Below are 22255 nucleotides of genomic sequence, written 5' to 3' on the forward strand. Positions count from 1 at the left end.
TGGAGCGGTCCCGCGAACTCGCACCACACCACCTTCCCGAGCTCGCGTTCCCGCACCCCCCTCGCGTCGATCGAGCAGGGCAGGCGGGCTCTGAAGCCGGACTTGGCGGCCCACCCTGCTCAGCCGGTCCGCAGCGTCGCGGCGGCCTTGTAGGTGCGCAGCACCGGCGCGGTCTCGATCCGCGCGATCGCGCCCAACGCCACCTTCCGGGTCAGGTAGTGGTGCAGTTCCTCGGCGTCCCGGCACAGCGCGTGCGCGACCAGGTTCGTCGGACCGGTCGTCGCCGCGACCACCGCCAGTTCCTCGTGCCCGGCCAGCGCGGTGGCGACGTCGTCCAGGTGCGCGGGCGCTACCTGCATCCACAGTAACGCTGAGACGGTGACACCCAGCAGCGCCGGGTCGACGTCCACGTCGAAGAACAACGCGCCGCGCACACGCAGTTCGGCAAGCCTGCGGGCCACCGTGGACGCGGTCGAGCCGGTCGCGGCGGCAAGGTCGGCATAGCTGATGCGGGCGTCGTCGCGCAGCGCGTCCAGCAGCAGCCGATCGGCGTCAGTGAGCAGGTACCCGGGCGTGCCTGGTTCCGGCCCGGCTCCTGCCGCCGGCTCGCCGTGGGCCGCCGCGGTGGTGTGCGCGCGGGCGGTGTCCGGTCCGGGGCCTGTGCCGCTCTCGGCGCGCAGCCGCGCCTGCTGTGCGGCGTCGAGGGAGTCGACACGGCCGCGCCACGCGGTCGGCCCTCCGAGGTAGGTGTGCAGCAAGTAGTGCGCGGAGACCGCGGTGATCCCCGCGGTGCGCGGGATGTCGCGCAGCAGCAGCGCGTGGGCGTCCGGGCCCGCGGGCGTGGTGTGGATGATCGCCACGATTTCGGTGCCGCCGGAGGTCAGCCGCACCCACGAAGTGTCTGGGCGGCGCGCGAGCGCGACTGCGATGTCGTGCGCGGTACGCGTCGCGGCGGTCAGCCGCACGAACCACTGGTGGGTGCCGGAGCTGCGCGGCGCGGGCAGCGCGACCACCCGCAGGCCCGCCTGCGCGTACAGGCGGCGATAGCGGCCCCCGACGCGTACCCCTCGGCCCTGCCGTTCGCGCTCGCCGTCGCGGGCCTGGGCGCCGGCCTGTTCACGCCACCGTTCTTCACCACCGCGCTGGACGGCGTCGGACCGCAGGAGACCGGCTCCGCCGCGGGGCTCCTCAACGCCGTCCAGCAACTCGGCGGCACGCTCGGCGTCGCGGTCGCCGGCGGCATCTACCTTGCCGGCGCAGACGCGCCGCACGCCGCCGCGCAGGCGGCCCTGGCCACCGCCGTGGCGATCCTGGCCGCGACCGCGATCGCCGCCGCCGCGATGACCTCCCACCGCACCGCCGCCCCCGCGGCCCCGGCAGCGGCCGAGTCTGCGACACCGCCGACGCACACCTGAGGGACGCACACCTGAGGGCACTTATTGAGTGACGCCGGTGTCATGTTGCAGGCGGAGGTGCGACAACTGGTGGGTTGAGGCGGGCGAAGCCTTCCTGACGCTGGTAGGGGAAGTACGGGTAGGGCGCCGTCCTGCCGCTCGCCGCATCGAGTTTCGCCGTCTGGTCGGGCGTGAGCGTCCAACCGACGGCGCCGAGATTCTGGCGAAGCTGGTTCTCGTCGCGGGCACCGATGATGACGGAGGAGACGGTCGGTCGCTGCAGCAGCCAGTTGATGGCGATCTGCGGAATGCTTTTGCCGGTCTCCTGCGCGATCTCATCGAGGGCGTCGACCACGCGGTAGAGGTGTTCGTCCTCGACCGGCGGGCCGTAGTCCGCGGTGTGGTGCAGTCGGCTGTTGGCCGGCAGCGGCCGGCCGCGGCGGACTTTGCCGGTGAGCCGTCCCCAGCCGAGCGGGCTCCAGACGAGGGCCCCGAGGCCCTGATCGAGCCCGAGTGGCATCAGTTCCCATTCGTAGTCGCGGCCGATGAGTGAGTAGTAGACCTGATGTGCGACATAGCGCGGGTGGCCGTATCTCTCCGCGCTCGCGAGGGACTTCATCGCCTGCCAGCCGGAGAAGTTGGAGATTCCGAGGTAGCGGACCTTCCCTGCTCGTACGAGATCGTCGAGGGTGGACAGGACTTCCTCGATGGGCGCGCCGGCGTCAAAGGCGTGCAGTTGGAACAGGTCGATGTAGTCGGTGCCGAGCCGGCGCAGGGCGTCCTCACAGGCGGTGATCAGGCGCGAACGAGAGGAGCCCGCATCGCCCGGGCCGTCGCCCATCGGCAGGCCGGTCTTGGTGGACACGAGCACCCGGTCCCTGCGGCCTTTGATCGCTTCGCCCAGCACCTCCTCGGAGGCCCCGCTGGAATAGACGTCGGCGGTGTCGAACATCGTGATCCCGGCGTCGAGGCAGATGTCCACGAGACGGCGGGCTTCTTGCGCATCGGTGTTGCCCCAGGCGCCGAACAGCGGCCCTTGGCCGCCGAAGGTGCCGGCGCCGAAGCTCAGCGCGGGGACCTTGAGGCCGGATGCGCCCAGCCGCCGGTATTCCATGACTGTTCCTCTCGTCGCCCGACTAGCTAATGGTTCTGCAGTTCCGTTAATGTGATCCTCAACGTAGCAGGTGCGAGTAATTAATGAAACTGGAGTCCCGTTATGGGGTTTGAGGGTGCGGATCCGGGGACCGTCCGTCCAGGTGGGCGCACGGCGCGGGTGCGGTCGGCGGTGCTGAAGGCAGCTGGGGACGCCTTGGCGGAGCACGGCTTTGCCCACCTGGACCTCACCGACATCGCACGCCGCGCCGAGGTGGGCAAGACCACCGTCTACCGCCGCTGGGGAACAGTGACCGGCCTGGTGGCCGATCTGCTGCTGGACATGGCCGATCAGTCACTGCCACGTACCGAGACCGGCTCGCTGCTCGGTGATCTCAAGGCCAACGCCCGGCTCGTGCAGCGCACTCTGACCGACCCGCGGCAAGGAGCGCTGTTCAAGGCAGTGATCGCCGCCGCCACCTGCGAGGCGAAGACAGCCGAGGCCCTGCACCGCTTCTACGACATCCGCGTCAAGGAGTGGGCACCCTGCGTCCAACAGGCCATCGACCGGGGTGAAGTGCCCGAGGACACCGATGTCCACGAGGTGATCCGTGCTGTCTCCGCCCCCCTCTACTACCGCCTGCTGACAAGCAGCGACCGCCTCGACGAAGCCGCCGCAGACCGAGCCGCCGAGGCCGCAGTGGCGGCAGCGCGTGCGGGAGCGTACCGGCGGGGCGACGAAGGCCGCGCGTGACGGCTTCCCATCAACCGGTTCGAAGAAGAACGCGCAGTGTTCTTGACCCTCACACCGTGTCAGGCGGTCAACTCGGAGACATCATGTTCACCATCGGAGACTTCGCCCGGCACGGTCGCGTCTCGGTCCGGATGCTGCGTCATTACGATGCGACCGGCCTGCTGCGCCCGGCCCACGTCGACCCTGCCACCGGCTACCGCCACTACACGGCCGCCCAGCTGGCCCGCCTCAACCGCGTCATCGCGCTCAAGGACCTCGGCTTCACCCTCCAGCAGGTCCAGGCGATCCTGGACGAGAAGGTGACCACCGAGGAGCTGCGCGCCATGCTCCGGCTGCGGCGCGCCGAGCTGGAGGCGGCGATGACGGCCGCGGCGGGCCGACTGACCCAAGTCGAGGCGAGACTCCGCTCGATCGAGAGCGAGGGGCAGATGCCCAGCAACGATGTCGTACTGAAGAGCCTGCCGAGCGTGCGGCTGGCCGAACTGACCGCAGTGGCACCGGACTTCGACACCATCGGCCCGGTTGTCCAGCCGCTTTACGACGAGCTGTTCCGGCGTCTGGAGGCGGCAGGTATCGCCCCATCCGGGCCCGGGGTCGCCTACTACGAGGACGCGCCGGACGGCGGGATCCTCATCCACGCGGGTGTCGAGGTCTGCGCGCCCCTCAGTGAGGACGACGGGCTGCAGATCGTGGACCTGCCGCCCGTCGAGCAGGCGGCGACCGTCATGCACCGCGGCTCGATGGAGACCGTTCTGCCCACCGTCCAGACCCTCGGCCGCTGGATCGACGCCAACGGCTACCGCTCGGTCGGCTACCCCCGAGAAATCAACCTGGAATGCCCCGACAACCACGACGAGTGGGTCACCGAACTCCAGGAACCGGTGAACAAGGCCTGACAAGAGAAGGGCCGGCCAGGCTCTCCAGATTTGGCTCGCCCGCCCCGCTGGATGACACCCAGCGGGGCGGGATTGACCGATGAGGCCGGTGTGACCGGCCGACCATGACCCCAGTGACAGTGGGGCGCTGGTGACAGTGGCGCTGGTGACAGTGGCGCTGGTGACAGTGGCGCTAGTGACAGTGGCGCTAGTGGCTGTCGAGCCAGCGGCGGGCCTCTGGGCTCAGCGGCGGCTCGCCCGGTTCGTCCATCGCTCCGTCCGCCACCCATTCGGCGAACCGACGAAGGACCAGCGAACGATGCGGCGCTGTCAGCACGGACGTGCTTCGCGGACGAACACCAACGCCCCGGTGAAAACCGTCCTGGCGGTGGACTGGAACACGGTCAAGGCCTTCGGCTGACGCCGGCGACCCGCTCCCACTCCCACCGAGGCCCGGCCGCCCCCGCGAAGGGGCCGCCGGGCCTCGGCCGTCGCCGCCCGCCCGCCCACGGCAATGTCAGTGGCTGCCCCTACAGTCACCTCCATGGCGACTCTTCCCAACCCGCTGCCCAGGCTGGCCACCGACCCGAGCGGCCGTTCCCTGGGGCTGCAACTCCCGCCCGGGAGACTGATCGACACGACCGACGACGGGCCGTGGCACGAGCCGTTGCTGTGGCATGCGGAGAAGGCCGCCTCGCCCGGCACCTGGAAGGCCATCGGCGCGCAGGCCGCCCGCGCGGGTCTGCTCCCGGTCCTCGTGGACGTGGGCGACCCTCAGGGCGGCCCCACGGACTGGGAGTTGATGCCCGACGAGATGTCCTACCCCGGGGACCACGACGCCGACGACGTCCTCGCGGAGTACTGGGAGGACAACGCCGAGGAGGAACTCGCCGAGGGGGAACTCGCCGAGGGGGAGCTCGCCGAGGGCACCGAGCCCTTCGGCTCCGACTGGCCCGGCCTCGCGCCCGCAACCTCCCCCACCGCCACCCCGGACGCCCGCGCGGCCGCAATCGCCGACTCGCTGACGGACGGCACCCGGACCTGGCTCAAGGAGCCGCACCTCGCCCTGGTCGCGGCCCGCCGGTCCGCCGACATCCCGGCTGCGATCGGCTGGACCGGCCCCCTGAACCACGAGAACGACGTGGCCCGCCTCTGCGCCGTCCTGCGCTCCTGGGAGGACCGCTTCGGCATACGGGTGGTCGCGCTCGGCTTCGACACCCTTGTCGTGTCGGTCGCGGCCCCGCCGGCCACCCTCGCGGAGGCCGAGGCGGTGGCGGCGGAGCACTTCGCGTTCTGCCCCGACCCCATCACCCGGAACGGCCCGGACGCCCTGCGCGCCTACGCCGAGGAGCTGATCGGCGAGCCCGCCTGGTCCTTCCGGTGGGACTGACCCGGGGGAACGGCGTCCCACATCCCGTCCCGAAGGGACGCCGTTCTCGCAGGTCAGACACGATGGGACCGGACCGGCGTCCCGAGTTGCGCCGCGCAGGTGGAAGACGGCGGGCTCTACGCCCCAGGCTTGCCCCATGCCCACTCGCCCCACCCCCCGCACCCGCACCCGCGTCCGCCTGCTCGCCGCCGCGCTGACGGCCGTCGCCGCGCTCGCCCTCACCGCGTGCGACGACGGCCAGGGCCTGCGCGACGAGGGCCCGTCCAGCGCCGGCACCCTGACGGGCTCTTGCCCTCTGACCGGCTCCGCCTCCTACGGCGTAGGAGATGCCCCCGCCCGCTGCCACGCGGAACCGCCGAGCGGGAACTCGTAGTCGGGCCGCCCGTTGGAGCCGCTCGTGCGGAACGGCTTGCCCTCGTCGTCGATCGTCACGGTGCCGTGCCGCGAACCGCTGGTCCAGGACAGCTCCAGATACCAGCGCACGTCGTAGGCGGAGGCGTCGGCCGTGACGTAGTAGACCTCCGGGTCGGACTCGCTCACCTTGAACGGGAAGTCCCGGTGCCCCGCCTCGGGCACCAGCGCCGGCCGCGCCGCGTCGAGGGCGACGGAGAAGGCCCGCGTCGGCATCCCGCCACCGCAGCCGACGCCCGGATAGCCCATGGCGTAGTCGTTCCAGGCGAGCGGCACGCCCTTGCTGACCGTCCGGACGGTCAGCTTGTCCACGACCACCGTCTGCGCACCGGTCCCCTGCACGGTGATCTCCAGGAACTGCTCCCCCGCCGACACGGCCCCGTGCGCGGACACCCACGCCGGCGCGTCCTGCTCCACGGGCGGCGGTGCGACCTTGTCCGGCCCGCTCCGGATCAGATAGTGCTGGCTACACGGGTCCACCCAGGCGTACGGACGGGTGTTGACCGTCAGCGGGACGGAATCGTCCGCCTGCATCCCGGAACCCGCGCCGCGGGCGGCGGCCGACGGGGACGCCGACCCCGAGGCCGAGGCAGAGTCCGACGGCGTCGCCGTCGCGGACGCGGAGGCAGAGGCGGACGCCGACGGAGACGGCGACACGCCCCGCTTTCCCTTCTGCTGCACGGACTCCCCGGCCGCCGCGGCGCCCCCGCCGCCGCCCTCGCCCGATGCGCCGGACGGCAGGGTCAGCGACAGCACCAGCGCGACGGACCCGAGGGCGGCCACGACACCGACACCGGCGAGCACCAGGGAACGCCGCACACGACGCGCGGGGCGGGGAGTTCGCGCAGGCCGGGGAGGACCGATCTCCTCGCCTCCCACACCACCGTCCCCCTCAGGAACCGTTGCCTCACCGAGAACCGTTTCCTCAACGCCGGCTTCCAGGCCGCCGGCTTCCAGGCCGCCGGTCTCGACGGCACCGCCCTCCGTCGCACCGCCTTCCGCCGCACCGCCCTCCGTCACATCGCCTTCCGCCGCACCGCCCTCCGCCGCGCCCGCCGTCTTCCTCCCGCGCCCCGCGTCCGCCAGCACCCACCTCCGATGCAGATCGACGAGCTCCTGCGGGGACGCCTTGCAGAGCCGGGCCAGCCGCTCCACGGGCGCGTAGTCCGTGGGGATCGCGTCCCCGTTGCAGTAGCGGTGCAGCGTCGACGTACTCATGTGGAGCCGTTTGGCGAGCGTCCCGTAGCTCAGCCCGGACCGCTCCTTGAGCTCCCGCAGCAGCTCGGCGAACTCGCTCGCAGACACCGTTTCCCCACTCTCCATGTCCCATCCCCGCGTTCCAGGGACGGCTTGTTTCCCCTGGTCAAACCCGTTGTGGGCGTTCCAGCATCCCTGATCGGCCACAGGTCATGGCGTCCGGGACGGATCCCCTCACAAGCTTTGGCCATCGAAGCACATCGCTTCAACTCGCCATCCCGGAAGAGGACTTCATCATGCGTATCCGCCGCACCCGCCACCTGCTCGCCCTCACCGCCCTGACCGCCCTGGCGCTCACGGCCTGCGAGAACGGGACAGGCGTGAAGGACGAGGGCGCGTCGCACCCGGCGTCATCGACGGCGACGCACTCCGCCACCCAGCCGACGCAGTCCACGACGACGCCGGCAGGCGCCTCCGAGAACCCGGCGAAGACCCCCGCGAAGGACACCACGGGTTCGACCGGCGCCGGCGCTCACACCGGCAAGGGCACCGGCACCGGTACCGGCAAGGGCACGGGAGCCGGCTCCGGCTCCGACGCCGCCCCGACCCGCGTCCTCTGCAACGGCTCCAACACCAAGGTCACCGCCCAGCCGATGTCCCGCCCGCTCAACCACATGCTGCTCACGGTGACCAACACCGGCTCCAAGACATGCGACCTGACCTACTACCCGATCCTGCGCTTCGACGAGATGCAGTGGGCCCCGCAGGCCGACAAGGAGACGCAGCCGCAGGCGGTGACGACGCTCACCCCCGGCGAGTCCGGCTACGCGGCCGTCCTGCTGTCGGCCGCCGACGGCAGCGGCGACGGCGGCACGACGGCGAAGAAGCTGACCGTCGCCTTCCAGGGCTACACCCCGAACAGCGACGGCGGCGCGTCCGCGATGCCGTCCCTGCCCGCCAAGGGCGTCTACTACGACAGTTCGCTGAAGGTGACGTACTGGCAGCAGAACCAGGACGACGTGCTCGGCTGGTAGGGGCAGGCGGACTACCGCAGCTTCTGGGCCGCTTCGGTGGCCCAGTAGGTGAGGATGTTGCGCGCCCCGGCCCGCTTGATGCCGGTCAGCGCCTCGAAGATCGCCTGGTCGCGGTCGATCCAGCCCTTCTCGGCGGCGGCCTCGACCATCGAGTACTCGCCGGAGATCTGGTAGGCGACGACGGGCACGTGCACCGCGTCCGCCACCCTCGCCAGGATGTCCAGGTAGGGCCCGGCCGGCTTGACCATCACCAGGTCGGCCCCCTCCTCCAGGTCGAGCGCCAGCTCGCGCATCGACTCCCGGAAGTTGGCGGGGTCCTGCTGATAGGTCTTCCGGTCGCCCTTCAGGGACGACCCGACCGCCTCCCGGAAGGGCCCGAAGAAGGCCGACGAGTACTTGACGGTGTAGGCGAGGATCGAGACGTCCTCCCGCCCGATCTGGTCCAGGGCGTCCCGGACGACCCCGACCTGCCCGTCCATCATCCCGCTGGGCCCGACGACATGAGCCCCCGCGTCGGCCTGCACCTGCGCCATCTCGGCGTACCGCTCCAGGGTGGCGTCGTTGTCGACGCGCCCCTCGGAGTCGAGCACGCCACAGTGCCCGTGATCGGTCGTCTCGTCGAGACACAGGTCGGACATGACGAGCAGGTCGTCCCCGACCTCGGCCCGCACGTCCCGGATGGCGACCTGGAGAATTCCGTCCGGATCCGTCCCCGGCGTGCCGAGCGCGTCCTTCTTCGACTCCTCCGGCACCCCGAAGAGCATGATCCCGGAGACCCCGGCCTCCACGGCCTCCAGCGCGGCCTTCTTCAGGCTGTCGCGCGTGTGCTGCACGACCCCGGGCATGGCCTGGATCGGCACCGGCTCGCTCACGCCCTCCCGCACGAACGCGGGCAGGATGAAGTCGGCCGGATGCAGCCGGGTCTCCGCGACCATACGCCGCATGACGGGGGTGGTCCGCAGCCGCCGAGGACGCGAACCGGGGAAGGATCCGTACTTCGTCATGCCCCTACGCTACGCCCGTCCCGGCCCCGCCTTTGCCGACGCCGAGTCGGCCCGCGAGCCCTTCAACGGCGAGTGATCCACATCATCTCGACCCGGACACGTGTGACGTTTTTCAGGCAGGCAGCGCTCTCTGTACTGGCTACCTGTGTGTCAGGTGCGCCCTATGTGACCAGAGTTGTGACTACAGGGGTGGATTTCGTCGTGAGTCGACGTCGGCGTCGGGGTGGAACGCGTGCGTACAGACCGCTGAGCATGAAGAGACGGGCCTGGCTGACGCTCGGTGCGGTGGTCCTGGGCGGGGGAGGCGTGGTGACCTACGCCGCCGCCAATCCGTCCCCCGATCACTCGGCCCGGCCCAAGCGGCCGGTGAAGGTCTACGACCTCGCGCTGAAGGCGTCCTCGGCCGACCGGCGGGAGATGCCGCGCACGGACACCGAGCAGTTCTCGCTGCTGGGCGTCACCTGGACCGGCGGCGCCAAGCGACTCGTCGGCACCGCACAGGTGCGCACCCGCAGCGTCGCCACCGGCCAGTGGAGCGCCTGGCACGACCTGGAACTGGACGTCGACCCGCTGGACAGGCCGGGCCCGAAGGTGCGCGGCGCGTCCGAGCCGGTCTGGGTCGGCCCGTCCGACGGCGTCCAGGTGCAGGTCGTGCGCAAGAACGGCACCAGCGCCGCGCTGCCCAAGGGGCTGCAGGTCAACCTGGTCGATCCCGGCGTGGCGACCGCCGCCGAGACGAAGACCGGCGCCGAGCCGGCCGGCTTCGTCATGGACGGCACGCCCGCCCCGACGGCGTCCGACACCACGAACCCCGCCCCCTCCGCGTCCTCCTCGCCCGGTGACACGGCCTCGGCGTCGCCGTCCGACACGGTCTCCGCCGCGCCCACCGACACCGTCTCCGCGTCGCCGACGGACACCGCGCCCGAGGTCACGGCGAGCGCCTCGACGGGCACCGCGTCCCCGACGACGAGCCCGTCGGCCACCGTCGCGCCCCCGCCCACCGCGCCGAAGTCCACCGTGCCCGAGCCGCCGATCCGCTCCCGCGCCGACTGGGGCGCCGACGAGTCGATCAGCCCCGACGCGCCGGAGTACAACAAGGACGTCAAGGCGATGTTCGTGCACCACACGGACGGCACCAACGACTACACCTGCGACCAGACCCCGTCGATCATCCGCAGCATCTACGCGTACCACGTGCAGGTCAGCGGCTGGAAGGACATCGGCTACAACTTCCTCGTCGACAAGTGCGGAACCCTGTACGAGGGCCGCAAGGGCGGTGTGGACCTGCCGGTGCTCGGCGCCCACACCTACGGCTGGAACCGCGAGGCCGACGCCGTCGCCGTCATCGGTGACTACACCCAGACCACCGCCACCAACGCCGCGCTGACCTCCATCGCCCGCCTCGCGGCCTGGAAGCTCGGCCAGTACGGCGCCGACCCGGCCGGCACCGTCCAGCTCACCGCGGGCGCCACCCAGACGAACTACTTCTCCAAGAGCTTCACCTCGGGCAGCCTCTACACCTTCAACCGGATCTCCGGCCACCGCGACGGCTACAACACGCAGTGCCCCGGCGGTCTCCTCTACGACCAGCTGCCGACCATCCGCGCCTGGGCGGCCGGCCCGGTGCAGGGCCTGAAGGTCACCTCGGTGGCCGGTGGCGCGAGCCTGTCCGGCTCGACGTACTACACCAAGGGCGCCCTCACGGTGAACTGGACGGCCACCACGCCCGGCTCGCTGATCTCGAAGTTCGAGCTGCTGGCCGACGGCAGTGCCGTGGCCACCGTCACGGGCACGGCCACCTCCGCGAGCGCCACCCTGCCGCTGGGCAGCCACACCGTCGCCGTGCGCGCGGTGCACCAGTCGGGCAAGACGACGACGACCGCCGCGCTGAACGTCGTGGCGGAGACGACGGCGCCGACCTTCACCACCGCGCCGACGCTGTCCCTGCGCACCGGCACCGTCAGCACCACCGCCGTCCCGGTCACCCTGGGCTGGAAGGCCGCCGACGACAAGGCCCTGCGCTCCGTGCAGCTGCTCGCGCCCACCACCGCGACCTTCGGCCCCACCGTCACCAGCTCCGCCCGCACGGCCAAGCCCGGCACCGCCACCACCTGGTCGCTGCGGGCCAACGACTACGCCGGCAACTACCGCACGGCCTCCCTCTCCTCCACCCCGGTGATCCTTCAGGAGACCTCCGCCGTCAAGTCCGGCAGCTGGACCGCCCGTTCCAGCACGAGCTACCTCGGCGGCGCGTCCTACTCCAGCGGCTCCAAGGGCGCGGCCCTGACCTGGACCTTCACCGGCCGCTCCGCCGCCTGGGTGGTCTCCCGCGCGACCACCTCCGGCCAGGCGTACGTCTACGTCGACGGCACGAAGGTCGCGACGGTCGACCTGAAGTCGGCCACCACGCTGTACCGCCAGGCGATCTGGACCAAGACCTGGTCGAGCAGCGCCAAGCACACGATCAAGATCGTGGTCGTGGGCACCAGCGGCCGCCCGACGGTCACCACGGACGGTCTGGTGTACATCAAGTAGCCCCCGGAAAACGCCGACGGCCTTCACGATCACCTCTGATCGTGAAGGCCGTCGCTTTGTGGGCTCCCTATTCGGCGAGGGCCACGCGGGAAAGGTCGTGGCCCACCGGCCGGACGGCGCCTGGGTCGTCCTCCTGAGGTGCCTGCCGGGCTGCTCCCGCGACGCGCGCCGCCGCAGCGCCCCGCTCCAGGTAGCCGTGCGCCTCCAGCTCCCGCAGGGCGAAGGCGATTCGGTCGCGGCCCTCGGGGAAGCGATCGGCCAGGCTACGGATACCGACCGGGGCGCCCTCCGGTAGCGACAGGATGTGGGTGGCCAGTCCGATGGCGGTCAGCGACAGCTCGCGGGCTCGACGGACCGTTCAGGTTGCTCAGGATCACGGACGGCACCACCGTTGGCCACGTCGAGGTGGCGCACATCAGTCGTGTGATCGCCGAGCCGAAAGAGGTGCAACTCCTCGAATTCCAGTATGGAATCATCCGGGCACAGGCTCTCAGCCCACGGGACTCAATGGCCCTCATCACGAAAGTGCTTGGAGAGACATGAAGCTGGAGTGGATAAAGAGCAGCTACAGCACGTCCAGCGGCCCCGACTGCGTCGAGATGGCCATCCCCGACGAGAGCCACGTCCTCGTCCGCGACTCCAAGAACCCCGTCGGCCCCCGCCTCGCCCTCACCCTCAGCGCTTGGGCGGCCTTCCTGCCGTACGCGTCCAGCCACTGACGCGTGCGCGTCGGCTGTACTCCCGTACCGACCGCCCCGGACGGGGGTCAGCCCGCCCGCACGCACGCTCATGCGAGGCTCTCAGTTGGGCGGTGCGATACCGAGGCCCGCGGGCAGCGATCGGTGGATCTGGGCCGGCTCCGGGTGTGCTGACCAGCCGCTCAGTAGGCCGCGTATGGCACGAATCCACCAGTCACATGACGGCTGCACCGCTCGACTTCGAAGCCCCCCGTTCTGCTCACGAGTTCTGCTCACGAGAACGCCCCGCCGTCTCCGACGGAGACGGCGGGGCGCACCGGGTGTTACGGGTGGGGCGGGTTCAGCACGGACGGTGGTCCGGGGTTACGTGGCCCGCCTGCGCCGCGCCCCCGGCCGCCGCTCGCTGGGCCGGATGACCTGGTCGCCCGCCTCCTGGGCGGCGGCCCGACGCCGCAGCCCGAAGTCGGCCAGCGCCTCCGCCAGCGCCTGCACGGACGGCTCCGGAGCCATCACATCGACCCGCAGCCCGTGCTCCTCGGCGGTCTTCGCCGTGGCGGGGCCGATGCACGCGATCACCGTCACGTTGTGCGGCTTGCCCGCGATGCCCACCAGGTTCCGCACGGTGGACGACGACGTGAAGAGAACGGCGTCGAAGCCACCCCCCTTGATCGCCTCGCGGGTCTCCGCCGGCGGCGGCGAGGCCCGCACGGTCCGGTAGGCGGTGACGTCGTCGACCTCCCAGCCCAGCTCGATCAGCCCGGCGACCAGCGTCTCGGTGGCGATGTCGGCACGCGGCAGGAACACCCGGTCGATCGGATCGAACACCGGGTCGTACGGCGGCCAGTCCTCCAGCAGCCCGGCAGCGGACTGCTCCCCGCTCGGCACGAGATCCGGCTTCACGCCGAACGCGACCAGCGCCTTGGCCGTCTGCTCGCCCACCGCCGCGACCTTGATCCCGGCGAAGGCCCGCGCGTCGAGCCCGTACTCCTCGAACTTCTCCCGCACCGCCTTGACGGCGTTGACGGACGTGAAGGCGATCCACTCGTAGCGCCCGGTGACGAGGCCCTTCACGGCCCGCTCCATCTGCTGCGGGGTCCGCGGCGGTTCGACGGCGATCGTCGGCACCTCGTGCGGCACGGCCCCGTACGACCGCAGTTGGTCGGAGAGCGACACCGCCTGCTCCTTCGTGCGCGGCACGAGCACCTTCCAGCCGAACAGCGGCTTGGACTCGAACCAGGCCAGCTGGTCGCGCTGGGCAGGGGCGGAACGCTCGCCGACCACGACTATGACCGGCCGACCGCCCTCGGGCGAGGGCAGCGCCTTCGCCTGCTTCAGCGTCTGCGCGATGGTCCCGAGGGTCGCGCTCCACGTCCGCTGCCGGGTCGTCGTACCGGCCACCGTCACCGTCATCGGCGTATCGGGCTTGCGGCCCGCCGACACCAGCTCACCGGCGGCGGAGGCGACGGAGTCGAGCGTCGTCGAGACGACCACGGTCCCGTCCGACGCCCCGACCTCGGTCCAGCAACGGTCCGAAGCCGTGCGCGCGTCCACGAACCGGACGTCCGCGCCCTGCGCGTCGCGCAGCGGCACCCCGGCGTACGCGGGCACGCCAACGGCGGCCGCGACACCGGGTACCACCTCGAAGGGAACGCCGGCCGCCGCGCACGCGAGCATTTCCTCCGCCGCGTACGTATCCAGTCCCGGGTCCCCGGACACCGCACGGACGACCCGCCTGCCGCCCCGCGCGGCCTCCATGACAAGATGTGCGGCATCGCGCACAGCGGGTACCTCAGCGGTTGTTGACGTGCCGTCAACGACCGTCGGGAGGGGCGCGCCCGTGCCCGGAAGAGGGTCCGACGAAGGACCCGCTTCCGCGTTCACGACGGCGACGCCCGGCCTCGCGTGCGACCGTACGACGTCGAGCACCTCGTGCTCGACGACGAGGACGTCCGCGTGCGCCAGCGCCTCCACGGCGCGCAGAGTCAGTAGTCCCGGATCCCCGGGTCCGGCACCCAGGAAGGTGACGTGCCCGTGTTCAGGACCGGCGGCTGGAAGAGTGGTGGGGCTCACTGTGCTCGCTCCCCCATCAGACCGGCCGCGCCCTGGGCAAGCATCTCGGCGGCGAGTTCGCGACCGAGCGTCATTGCCTGGTCATGCGTCTCGGGCACGGGACCGGTGGTGGACAGCTGCACCATACGGGTGCCGTCGGTGGTGCCGACGACGCCCCGCAGGCGCATTTCCTTGACAATCTGCCCGTCGGCCAGGAGGTCGGCCAGCGCGCCCACAGGGGCGCTGCAACCGGCCTCCAGGGCGGCGAGCAGTGACCGTTCAGCGGTCACGGCGACCCGGGTGAAGGGGTCGTCGAGCTCTCCGAGCGCGGCGATGAGCGCAGCGTTGTCCGCCGCACACTCGATCGCCAGTGCTCCCTGGCCGGGAGCCGGCAGAACCGTGTCCACCGACAGGAAGTCGGTGACCTCGTCGAGGCGGCCTATGCGGCTGAGGCCGGCCGCGGCCAGCACCACCGCGTCCAGCTCGCCGTCCTGCACGTACCGGATCCGCGTGTCGACGTTCCCGCGGATCGGCACCGTCTCGATGTCCAGCCCGTGGGTGCGCGCATACGCGTTCAGCTGGGCCATGCGGCGCGGCGAACCGGTGCCTATGCGCGCCCCGCGCGGCAGGTCGGTGAACTTCAGCGCGTCCCGGGCGACGATCGCGTCGCGAGGGTCCTCGCGCACCGGTACGGCGGCCAGGACCAGGTCCTCGGGCTGCTCGGTCGGCAGGTCCTTCAGCGAGTGAACCGCGAAGTCGACCTCGCCCCCCGCCAGCGCGTCCCGCAGCGCGGTGACGAAGACACCGGTGCCGCCGATCTGCGCGAGGTGCTCGCGGGAGACGTCGCCGTAGGTGGTGATCTCCACAAGCTCGACGGGCCGTCCGGTCGCCTGGCTCACGGCTTCCGCGACCTGCCCGGACTGGGCCTTGGCGAGGGTGCTTCGCCTGGTCCCCAGTCTCAGTGCTCTCGTACTCATGCCGCTCATGCCGGCCCTCGGTTCTCTGCGTTCTTCTCGGTGCTGTCCTCGGCCCGGGACACGGCGGCCACCGTCTCCGGGTCGAGGTCGAACAGGGTCCGCAGCGCGTCCGCGTACCCGGCGCCGCCGGGCTCGGCCGCGAGCTGCTTGACCCGTACGGTCGGCGCGTGCAGCAGCTTGTCGACGACCCGCTTCACGGTCTGCGCGATCTCGGCGCGGTGCTTGGCGTCCAGGCCGGGCAGCCGCCCGTCGAGCCGGGCGATCTCGCCGGCGACGACGTCGGCGGCCATGGCGCGCAGGGCGACCACGGTCGGTGTGATGTGCGCGGCCCGCTGCGCGGCGCCGAACGCGGCGACCTCGTCGGCGACGATCCGCCGCACCTGGTCGACGTCGGCGGCCATCGGCGCGTCGGCGGAGGCCTCCGCGAGCGACTCGATGTCGACGAGCCGTACCCCGGCGAGCCGGTGCGCGGCCGCGTCGACGTCGCGCGGCATCGCCAGGTCGAGCAGGAAGAGGACCGGCTCGGGCCGCACCGGCGTGGCGACCGGCTCGGGCCTGCGGCGCTCGGGGATGCGGCCGACGGTGGCGGCGAGCGCGGCGAGCGCGCTGATCAGCTCGGCGTCGGCCTCGGGGCTGCGGCGGGTGGCGAGGCGCCGGTCCACGGTCGCGTTGTCGACCCAGGCGGCGTGCTGCTCCAGCGTCGCCGCGTCCATGCCGGCCACGGCGGCCTCCCCCATCACGGAGAACCCGGACTGCTGCACGGGGGCCTGCGGTGCGGCGGCCTGCGGTGCGGCGGCCAGGTCGAGCGGGCAGTTCTCGTCGGCGCCGACGGAGGTCGGCGGCAGCGGCCGTACCTGTATGTCCGGGTCCGTCGGCACGGCGTCCTCGGCGAAGGCGACGGGCGTGCCCGTGCGTCCCTCGACGGCCGTCGCGACCGCTTCCGCGGTCAGGACCAGGCCCGTCGCCCCGGTACAGGAGACGGCCACATCGGCACGTGTCAGCTCGGCCGGCACCGATTCCATCGGTACCGCGCGGGCCGACACGTCCGTGCCGTCGGCCTCGCCGAGTATCTGGGCGAGCCGTTCGGCCCGGTCCAGGGTGCGGTTGGCGACGACGACCTCGGCGACCCCGGCGCGCGCGAGGGTGGCGGCGGCCAGCGACGACATGGAACCCGCGCCGATGACGAGGGCCCGCTTGCCGCGCGCCCAGTCCCGCACGTCCGCGCCCGCGGCGAGCTGCTCCAGGCCGAAGGTGACCAGGGACTGCCCGGCGCGGTCGATGCCGGTCTCGGAGTGGGCGCGCTTGCCGACCCGCAGGGCCTGCTGGAACAGGTCGTTCAGCAGCCGGCCGGCGGTGTGCAGCTCCTGCGCCCGGGCCAGCGCGTCCTTGATCTGCCCGAGGATCTGGCCCTCGCCGACGACCATCGAGTCCAGGCCGCAGGCCACCGAGAAGAAGTGGTGGACGGCGCGGTCCTCGTAGTGCACATAGAGATAAGGAGTGAGCTCCTCCAGGCCGACCCCGCTGTGCTGGGCGAGCAGCGTGGACAGCTCGGCGACGCCCGCGTGGAACTTGTCCACGTCGGCGTACAGCTCGATGCGGTTGCAGGTGGCGAGGACGGCGGCCTCGGCGGCCGGTTCGGCGGCGACCGTGTCCTGGAGCAGCTTGAGCTGGGCGTCCGCAGACAGCGAGGCCCGCTCCAGCACGCTCACGGGGGCGCTGCGATGGCTCAGTCCGACGACGAGGAGACTCATGCCGGCATCACGGCGGGTACGTCCCCGTCGGGCCCCTGGTCGGTGGTGTCGTCGCGGCTGACGACGGTGGGTACGGCGCTGTCGGCCGCCGCGGCCTCCTCGCCGGCCTTGCGCTGCTCGTGGAAGGCGAGGATCTGCAGCTCGATGGAGAGGTCGACCTTGCGCACGTCCACGCCGTCCGGGACGGTCAGCACGGTCGGCGCGAAGTTCAGGATGGAGGTGACGCCGGCGGCCACGAGCCGGTCGCAGACCTGCTGGGCGACGGACGGCGGGGTGGTGATGACGCCGATGGAGACGCCGTTGTCGGAGATGATCTTCTCCAGGCCGTCGCTGTGCTGCACGGCGATCCCTGCGACCTGCTTCCCGGCCATCGCCGGGTCGGCGTCGATGAGGGCCGCGACCCGGAAGCCGCGCGAGGCGAACCCGCCGTAGTTGGCGAGCGCCGCGCCGAGGTTTCCGATGCCGACGATCACGACCGGCCAGTCCTGGGTGAGGCCCAGCTCGCGGGAGATCTGGTAGACGAGATACTCGACGTCGTAGCCGACACCCCGTGTTCCGTAAGAACCCAGGTAAGAAAAGTCCTTGCGCAGCTTCGCGGAGTTGACCCCCGCGGCGGCGGCGAGCTCCTCGGAGGAGACCGTGGGCACCGAGCGCTCCGACAGTCCGGTCAGCGCGCGGAGGTACAGCGGAAGCCGGGCGACGGTGGCCTCGGGAATCCCTCGGCTACGGGTCGCCGGTCGGTGAGTTCGGCCAGTTGCCACGGTGCTCCTGCGGGTAGAGCGGGGCTGCAGGCGGTCACACGTACCCAGACCGCCCCGTCGACAGCAGGCTATGTCTTTGTGAACGCGTGCACAAAGATGGTGTCCGTTTTGCCCGGCCAACGTGACCGGGGTCACGCACATCATTCCAGGGGGCAAAACCGCCACTCTCCTCGTGAATCCCGCCCCCGAGACAAAACCGCCATCGATCCTAAGCGACGTTCGGTCCCCCTTGTACTGCTCGGTCAGTTACCACGCGCCTCGCCCGCGCCTCCTACCCGGCCAGCTCCTTGCGCAGGCGGTCCTCGTCGACCCGCCAGAAGGTGTGCTGCCTGCCGTCCACCAGGACGACGGGGATCTGCTCCCAGTACTCGTCGTACAGCCGGCGGTCCTCGGCGATGTCCTTCTGCTCCCAGGGCACGCCGAGTTCCGTGCAGACCTTCTCGATCACGCGCTCCGCGTCGTCGCACAGATGGCAACCGGACTTGCGGATGAGGGTGACCACCCGCTCGTGCGGGGCTGCCTTACGTCGAAAGAGGGGACTCATGTGGGCCATTCTCGCGCTCTTTAACTGCGCGGTCGCGGAGTGTTCACACCCTTCAAACCTCTCGACTCCGGAACCACCGAACAGACTGGCTATGCTCACGCCATGGCCGCTCTAGGATGGCTCACTCCCCGTAGGCGCTCCGCCACGGCGCGGAGCGTGTTGGCAGGCGAGGCCTCGGCGGAGGCAGCCCGCAAGTCGACCCAGGAAGCTCAGGAAGCCCTGGAGTCCCAGGAAGCCCTGGACACCGCCGACCGGGAACCGCAGTTCCCGGTGCACGGCGACACGATGGCCGCCGCCTTCTTCGACCTCGACAACACCGTGATGCAGGGCGCGGCGCTCTTCCACTTCGGCCGCGGTCTGCACAAACGGAAGTTCTTCGAGACCCGCGACCTGGTCCGCTTCGCCTGGCAGCAGGCGTGGTTCCGGCTGGCCGGCGTCGAGGACCCCGAACACATGCAGGAGGCCCGCGACTCGGCCCTGTCGATCGTGCAGGGCCACCGCGTCGCCGAGCTGATGTCGATCGGCGAGGAGATCTACGACGAGTACATGGCCGAGCGCATCTGGCCGGGCACCCGGGCGCTGGCCCAGGCCCACCTGGACGCGGGCCAGAAGGTGTGGCTGGTCACCGCCGCCCCGGTGGAGATCGCCCAGGTGATCGCCCGTCGCCTCGGTCTCACCGGCGCGCTGGGCACGGTCGCCGAGTCGGTCGACGGCGTCTACACGGGCAAGCTGGTCGGCGAGCCCCTGCACGGCCCGGCCAAGGCGGAGGCGGTGCGCGCGCTGGCCGCGGCGGAGAACCTGGACCTCTCCCGCTGCGCCGCCTACAGCGACTCGCACAACGACATCCCGATGCTCTCCCTGGTCGGCCACCCCTACGCCATCAACCCGGACGCCAAACTCCGCAGGCACGCCCACAACCTCGACTGGCGGCTGCGCGACTACCGCACGGGCCGCAAGGCGGCGAAGGTCGGCATCCCGGCGGCGGCCGGCGTGGGCGCGGTGGCGGGCGGCACGGCGGCGGCGATCGCCCTGCACCGGCGCCGGCGGTAAAGAGGGGCCACTGCGCGCCGGCGCCAGTACCCGCACCGGCACCCATACCCGTACCAGCGCCAATAGGCGGTCGTACCCCCCAGGGCGGCCGTCTATTCGCATTGTCCGCGCACAGCCACAACACGCCCCAGACCACCTCGAAACTCGATCCTTTCCGATCAACAACCGTTCACTCCACGCGACTTGATGGGGCCCCAATCAACCACAGAAGCGACGTAATCGAAGTTTTGAGCAACTCGGTGTAGCAGGGCCTGCACGAAGCGTTATTCTCCTCAGACGCAATCCGGTACCCCTCCTGTCGCTACGACGGGTGAAAGGTTCCGCACTGCACGTGATGGAAGCTCTGCCTCTGGGAGTCCCGTGTACCCACACGTCGGGGTTGACACCTCGGGCCTGGCTACGCTGCGCGCAACGGTCGCTACGGTCCAGGACCTGTTGCGCGGCTTCGTCCCCACCGCGTACGCCGTTCCCGCCTTCGCCGCCGCCGCGCCCGTCGGCCCGTGCTATGCACTGGCCGACGGCACCGCCGCGGTCGGCAGACGGGGACGTGCGACCGGCACGGCCACCGCCCGTCGGCCGGCCGCCGACAGCGACAGCGCCCGGATGATGGACCTCGTCGAACGCGCCCAGGCCGGCGAGGCCGACGCGTTCGGGCGCCTGTACGACCAGTACAGCGACACGGTCTACCGCTACATCTACTACCGGGTGGGCGGCAAGGCGACCGCCGAGGACCTCACCAGCGAGACGTTCCTGCGCGCCCTGCGCCGCATCGGGACGTTCACCTGGCAGGGCCGCGACTTCGGCGCCTGGCTGGTCACCATCGCCCGCAACCTCGTCGCCGACCACTTCAAGTCGAGCCGCTTCCGGCTCGAGGTGACCACCGGCGAGATGCTCGACGCCAACGAGGTCGAGCGCTCACCCGAGGACTCCGTCCTGGAGTCCCTCTCCAACGCCGCGCTCCTGGACGCCGTACGACGGCTCAACCCACAGCAGCAGGAGTGCGTGACGCTGCGCTTCCTGCAGGGCCTCTCCGTCGCCGAGACCGCGCGCGTGATGGGCAAGAACGAGGGCGCCATCAAGACGCTCCAGTACCGCGCCGTCCGCACCCTCGCCCGGCTCCTGCCCGAAGACGCCCGCTGACCGGACCGGTCCGGAGTCCACTGCCGGTCATCCCCAACTCACCTCCAGTGAAAGTCCGTTGCCTTCCCGAGCCGATCACCAGCCGTCCGTAACCCAAGTGCCGCGCCAGTCGTTGTGCGGGATACAGGCTCCCTGTGGTCACGTCCCAGCCAACCCCGATCACTCGATCGTGTGGAATCGGCCCGGGGCGTGCAACCCTCAGGACCCCAAGGGAGTCGACCGTCATGACGAGAGGAGGTGCCGCCAGTGATCGCGAACGTATCGGCGCACCGGCGGGCGAACGCCTTCGCCCAGGCCTTGGAGGAGCAGTCCGACTGTTCCTCCGAGGGCACGGCGGCCGAGCAGACCGAAGGATCACCGCCGGCACCGGCCGCTGCGGACCAGACCGGACAGGGCCGTCTCCTGGCCCTCGCCACGAGTCTCGCCGAGCTGCCCAAGCCGACACTCGATCCCGAGGTCAAGGTCGTCCAGCGGGCCCAGTTGGTCGCCGCTATGGAGGCCATGCTGCAGGCGGGCACCGCGGGAGGCGAAGCGGCGGACCCTTCGGTGCCGGAGCAACGCTCCCACCGGGCGAGGGGCACGCACCGGGCCAGTCCGTTGGGCAAGTTCCGACCGCGTTCCCGCCTCGCCAAGGGCCTCACCGCGGGCGGCCTCAGCGTCGGCGTCGCGGCGGGCGCCTTCGGCGGAGTCGCCGCCGCGAGCTCCGACGCCCTCCCCGGTGACGGGCTCTACGGGCTGAAGCGCGGCATCGAGGACTTCAAACTCAACTACCTGGCCGACGGCGACGACGAACGCGGGCGCACCTACCTCGACCAGGCCTCCACCCGGCTGAGCGAGGCCCGCCGACTCATGGAACGCGGCCGCAGCGGCGACCTCGACCACGAGTCCCTCGGCGAGATCCGCCGCGCCCTGAACGGCGTGCAGCACGACGCGACGGAAGGCCACCGCCTCCTCCACGAGGCGTATGAACGCGACCCGAACTCCCTGGGCCCCATCCAGGCCCTCGACGCGTTCTCCCGCTCGCACCGCGAGACCTGGGGCACCCTCCGCGACCGCCTGCCGCTCCAGCTCGGGGACGTCAGTCAGCAGGTCTCGTCGGTGTTCGAAGCCATAGACGAAGAGGTCGCCCCGCTGCAGTCCCTGCTCCCGCAGCCCCCCGCCCAAGGCGGCGGCACCCGCCACGGCTCGGGCTCGACAGCCCCCGGCACCTCCGACACCGGCCACTCGACCACCCCCGGCAGCACCGGCCAGGGCACCTCCGACGGCACCGGCGGCACCACCTCCGGCAGCCCCAGCAAGCCGGCCACCTCCGGCACGACCGACGACGGCCTCCTCGGCGGCAACACCGGCGGCCTCCTCGATCCCCCGAAGGACCCCGGCACCACCGCCCCGACCCCGGCCCTCCCCAGCACCCAACCCGACGTCACCCTCCCACCCCTCCTCCCCGGCCTCCTCCCAGGCCTGGGCATCGACAGCGAGGACGCGGAGTAAACCCGTCCATTACGGCGGTGGGGGGGGGGGGGGGGGGGGGGGGGGGGGGCCCCGCCCCCCGCCCCCGACAAGAACAACAACAAACAAAAAAACAAAAACACCCCCCCA

General features: G+C 71.3%; 21 protein-coding genes and 2 pseudogenes. 13 read left to right on the forward strand and 10 right to left on the reverse strand.

The features are described from left to right. Window positions 1–119: 119 nt before the first annotated feature. On the reverse strand, window positions 120–1013 hold the full coding sequence (locus ACIBTS_RS35725; RefSeq protein ID WP_399324844.1) for an Lrp/AsnC ligand binding domain-containing protein: 894 nt from the start codon (window positions 1011–1013) through the stop codon (window positions 120–122). On the opposite strand from ACIBTS_RS35725, the gene ACIBTS_RS35730 reads away from it, so the two are divergent. After that, the gene (locus ACIBTS_RS35730) at window positions 975–1415 is read left to right on the forward strand and encodes a hypothetical protein (RefSeq protein ID WP_399324846.1); all 441 of its coding nucleotides are present in this window, start codon (window positions 975–977) and stop codon (window positions 1413–1415) included. The genes ACIBTS_RS35725 and ACIBTS_RS35730 overlap by 39 nt on opposite strands. A 40-nt stretch (window positions 1416–1455) precedes the next feature. Here the strand turns inward: ACIBTS_RS35730 and ACIBTS_RS35735 are convergent, their stop codons facing one another. Then, a complete protein-coding gene (locus ACIBTS_RS35735) occupies window positions 1456–2508 on the reverse strand; it encodes an aldo/keto reductase (RefSeq protein ID WP_399324847.1) in 1053 nt (350 codons plus the stop codon). A 102-nt stretch (window positions 2509–2610) separates the two neighbouring features. Here ACIBTS_RS35735 and ACIBTS_RS35740 point away from each other — a divergent pair, with 102 nt between their 5' ends. The 5 genes from ACIBTS_RS35740 (at window position 2611) to ACIBTS_RS35760 (ending at window position 5878) form a co-directional block, all read left to right on the forward strand. Beyond that, the gene (locus ACIBTS_RS35740) at window positions 2611–3240 is read left to right on the forward strand and encodes a TetR/AcrR family transcriptional regulator (protein WP_399324849.1); all 630 of its coding nucleotides are present in this window, start codon (window positions 2611–2613) and stop codon (window positions 3238–3240) included. Between the two features lie 83 nt (window positions 3241–3323). Then, window positions 3324–4136, forward strand: a complete 813-nt coding sequence (locus ACIBTS_RS35745; protein WP_399324850.1) for a MerR family transcriptional regulator — start codon at window positions 3324–3326, stop codon at window positions 4134–4136. 190 nt (window positions 4137–4326) lie between these two features. Next, window positions 4327–4536 carry a hypothetical protein gene (locus tag ACIBTS_RS35750; RefSeq protein WP_399324851.1) on the forward strand — a complete coding sequence of 70 codons (210 nt, stop codon included), beginning with the start codon at window positions 4327–4329 and terminating at the stop codon, window positions 4534–4536. A 123-nt stretch (window positions 4537–4659) separates the two neighbouring features. Then, window positions 4660–5505: a DUF4253 domain-containing protein gene (locus ACIBTS_RS35755; protein WP_399324852.1), complete on the forward strand. Its 846-nt coding sequence runs from the start codon at window positions 4660–4662 to the stop codon at window positions 5503–5505. A gap of 136 nt (window positions 5506–5641) precedes the next feature. Continuing rightward, window positions 5642–5878: a hypothetical protein gene (locus tag ACIBTS_RS35760; RefSeq protein ID WP_399324853.1), complete on the forward strand. Its 237-nt coding sequence runs from the start codon at window positions 5642–5644 to the stop codon at window positions 5876–5878. On the opposite strand, the gene ACIBTS_RS35765 is transcribed toward ACIBTS_RS35760, so the two are convergent. After that, complete coding sequence (locus ACIBTS_RS35765) at window positions 5818–7221, reverse strand: helix-turn-helix domain-containing protein (protein ID WP_399324854.1); 1404 nt, start codon at window positions 7219–7221, stop codon at window positions 5818–5820. The two genes, ACIBTS_RS35760 and ACIBTS_RS35765, sit on opposite strands and share 61 nt — an antisense overlap. A gap of 188 nt (window positions 7222–7409) precedes the next feature. Between ACIBTS_RS35765 and ACIBTS_RS35770 the strand changes: the two genes are divergently transcribed. Then, complete coding sequence (locus ACIBTS_RS35770) at window positions 7410–8147, forward strand: DUF4232 domain-containing protein (protein ID WP_399324855.1); 738 nt, start codon at window positions 7410–7412, stop codon at window positions 8145–8147. Window positions 8148–8158: 11 nt separating this feature from the next. On the opposite strand, the gene hemB is transcribed toward ACIBTS_RS35770, so the two are convergent. Then, window positions 8159–9151: a porphobilinogen synthase gene (gene hemB, locus ACIBTS_RS35775; protein WP_399324856.1), complete on the reverse strand. Its 993-nt coding sequence runs from the start codon at window positions 9149–9151 to the stop codon at window positions 8159–8161. A 252-nt stretch (window positions 9152–9403) separates the two neighbouring features. Between hemB and ACIBTS_RS35780 the strand changes: the two genes are divergently transcribed. After that, window positions 9404–11686, forward strand: a complete 2283-nt coding sequence (locus ACIBTS_RS35780; protein WP_399324858.1) for an N-acetylmuramoyl-L-alanine amidase — start codon at window positions 9404–9406, stop codon at window positions 11684–11686. 181 nt (window positions 11687–11867) lie between these two features. Here the strand turns inward: ACIBTS_RS35780 and ACIBTS_RS35785 are convergent. Next, window positions 11868–12023 (reverse strand): annotated as a pseudogene (locus tag ACIBTS_RS35785) (helix-turn-helix domain-containing protein); the annotation flags it as partial. A 5-nt stretch (window positions 12024–12028) separates the two neighbouring features. On the opposite strand from ACIBTS_RS35785, the pseudogene ACIBTS_RS35790 reads away from it, so the two are divergent. Beyond that, window positions 12029–12229, forward strand: a pseudogene (locus ACIBTS_RS35790) (Scr1 family TA system antitoxin-like transcriptional regulator); the annotation flags it as partial. Next, on the forward strand, window positions 12226–12405 hold the full coding sequence (locus tag ACIBTS_RS35795; protein ID WP_399324859.1) for a DUF397 domain-containing protein: 180 nt from the start codon (window positions 12226–12228) through the stop codon (window positions 12403–12405). The pseudogene ACIBTS_RS35790 and the gene ACIBTS_RS35795, both read left to right, overlap by 4 nt. Before the next feature lie 342 nt (window positions 12406–12747). Here the strand turns inward: ACIBTS_RS35795 and ACIBTS_RS35800 are convergent, their stop codons facing one another. From ACIBTS_RS35800 to ACIBTS_RS35820, 5 genes are all read right to left on the reverse strand, one after another. After that, window positions 12748–14454, reverse strand: a complete 1707-nt coding sequence (locus ACIBTS_RS35800) for a uroporphyrinogen-III synthase (RefSeq protein ID WP_399324860.1) — start codon at window positions 14452–14454, stop codon at window positions 12748–12750. After that, window positions 14451–15410 (reverse strand): hydroxymethylbilane synthase, encoded by a 960-nt coding sequence (gene hemC, locus ACIBTS_RS35805; protein ID WP_399324861.1) that lies wholly within the window; start codon window positions 15408–15410, stop codon window positions 14451–14453. The genes ACIBTS_RS35800 and hemC overlap by 4 nt, the downstream gene beginning before the upstream one ends. A 5-nt stretch (window positions 15411–15415) precedes the next feature. Beyond that, a complete protein-coding gene (locus ACIBTS_RS35810; protein WP_399324862.1) occupies window positions 15416–17161 on the reverse strand; it encodes a glutamyl-tRNA reductase in 1746 nt (581 codons plus the stop codon). Next, entirely contained in the window at window positions 17158–17922 is a 765-nt protein-coding gene (locus ACIBTS_RS35815; RefSeq protein WP_399324863.1) for a redox-sensing transcriptional repressor Rex, read from the reverse strand. Before ACIBTS_RS35815 ends, ACIBTS_RS35810 begins: the two co-directional genes overlap by 4 nt. A gap of 271 nt (window positions 17923–18193) precedes the next feature. After that, complete coding sequence (locus ACIBTS_RS35820; RefSeq protein WP_079660633.1) at window positions 18194–18475, reverse strand: glutaredoxin family protein; 282 nt, start codon at window positions 18473–18475, stop codon at window positions 18194–18196. Window positions 18476–18568: 93 nt separating this feature from the next. Here ACIBTS_RS35820 and ACIBTS_RS35825 point away from each other — a divergent pair, with 93 nt between their 5' ends. From ACIBTS_RS35825 to ACIBTS_RS35835, 3 genes are all read left to right on the forward strand, one after another. Then, window positions 18569–19516, forward strand: coding sequence for an HAD-IB family hydrolase (locus tag ACIBTS_RS35825; RefSeq protein WP_334578034.1), 948 nt, complete (start codon window positions 18569–18571; stop codon window positions 19514–19516). Between the two features lie 360 nt (window positions 19517–19876). Further along, complete coding sequence (locus ACIBTS_RS35830) at window positions 19877–20656, forward strand: ECF subfamily RNA polymerase sigma factor, BldN family (RefSeq protein ID WP_079660635.1); 780 nt, start codon at window positions 19877–19879, stop codon at window positions 20654–20656. A 246-nt stretch (window positions 20657–20902) separates the two neighbouring features. Further along, on the forward strand, window positions 20903–22147 hold the full coding sequence (locus ACIBTS_RS35835; protein WP_399324864.1) for a DUF5667 domain-containing protein: 1245 nt from the start codon (window positions 20903–20905) through the stop codon (window positions 22145–22147). Window positions 22148–22255: the final 108 nt, after the last annotated feature.

The sequence above is a fragment of the Streptomyces sp. NPDC050121 genome, assembly GCF_044460385.1.
Lineage (GTDB): Bacteria > Actinomycetota > Actinomycetes > Streptomycetales > Streptomycetaceae > Streptomyces > Streptomyces soliscabiei.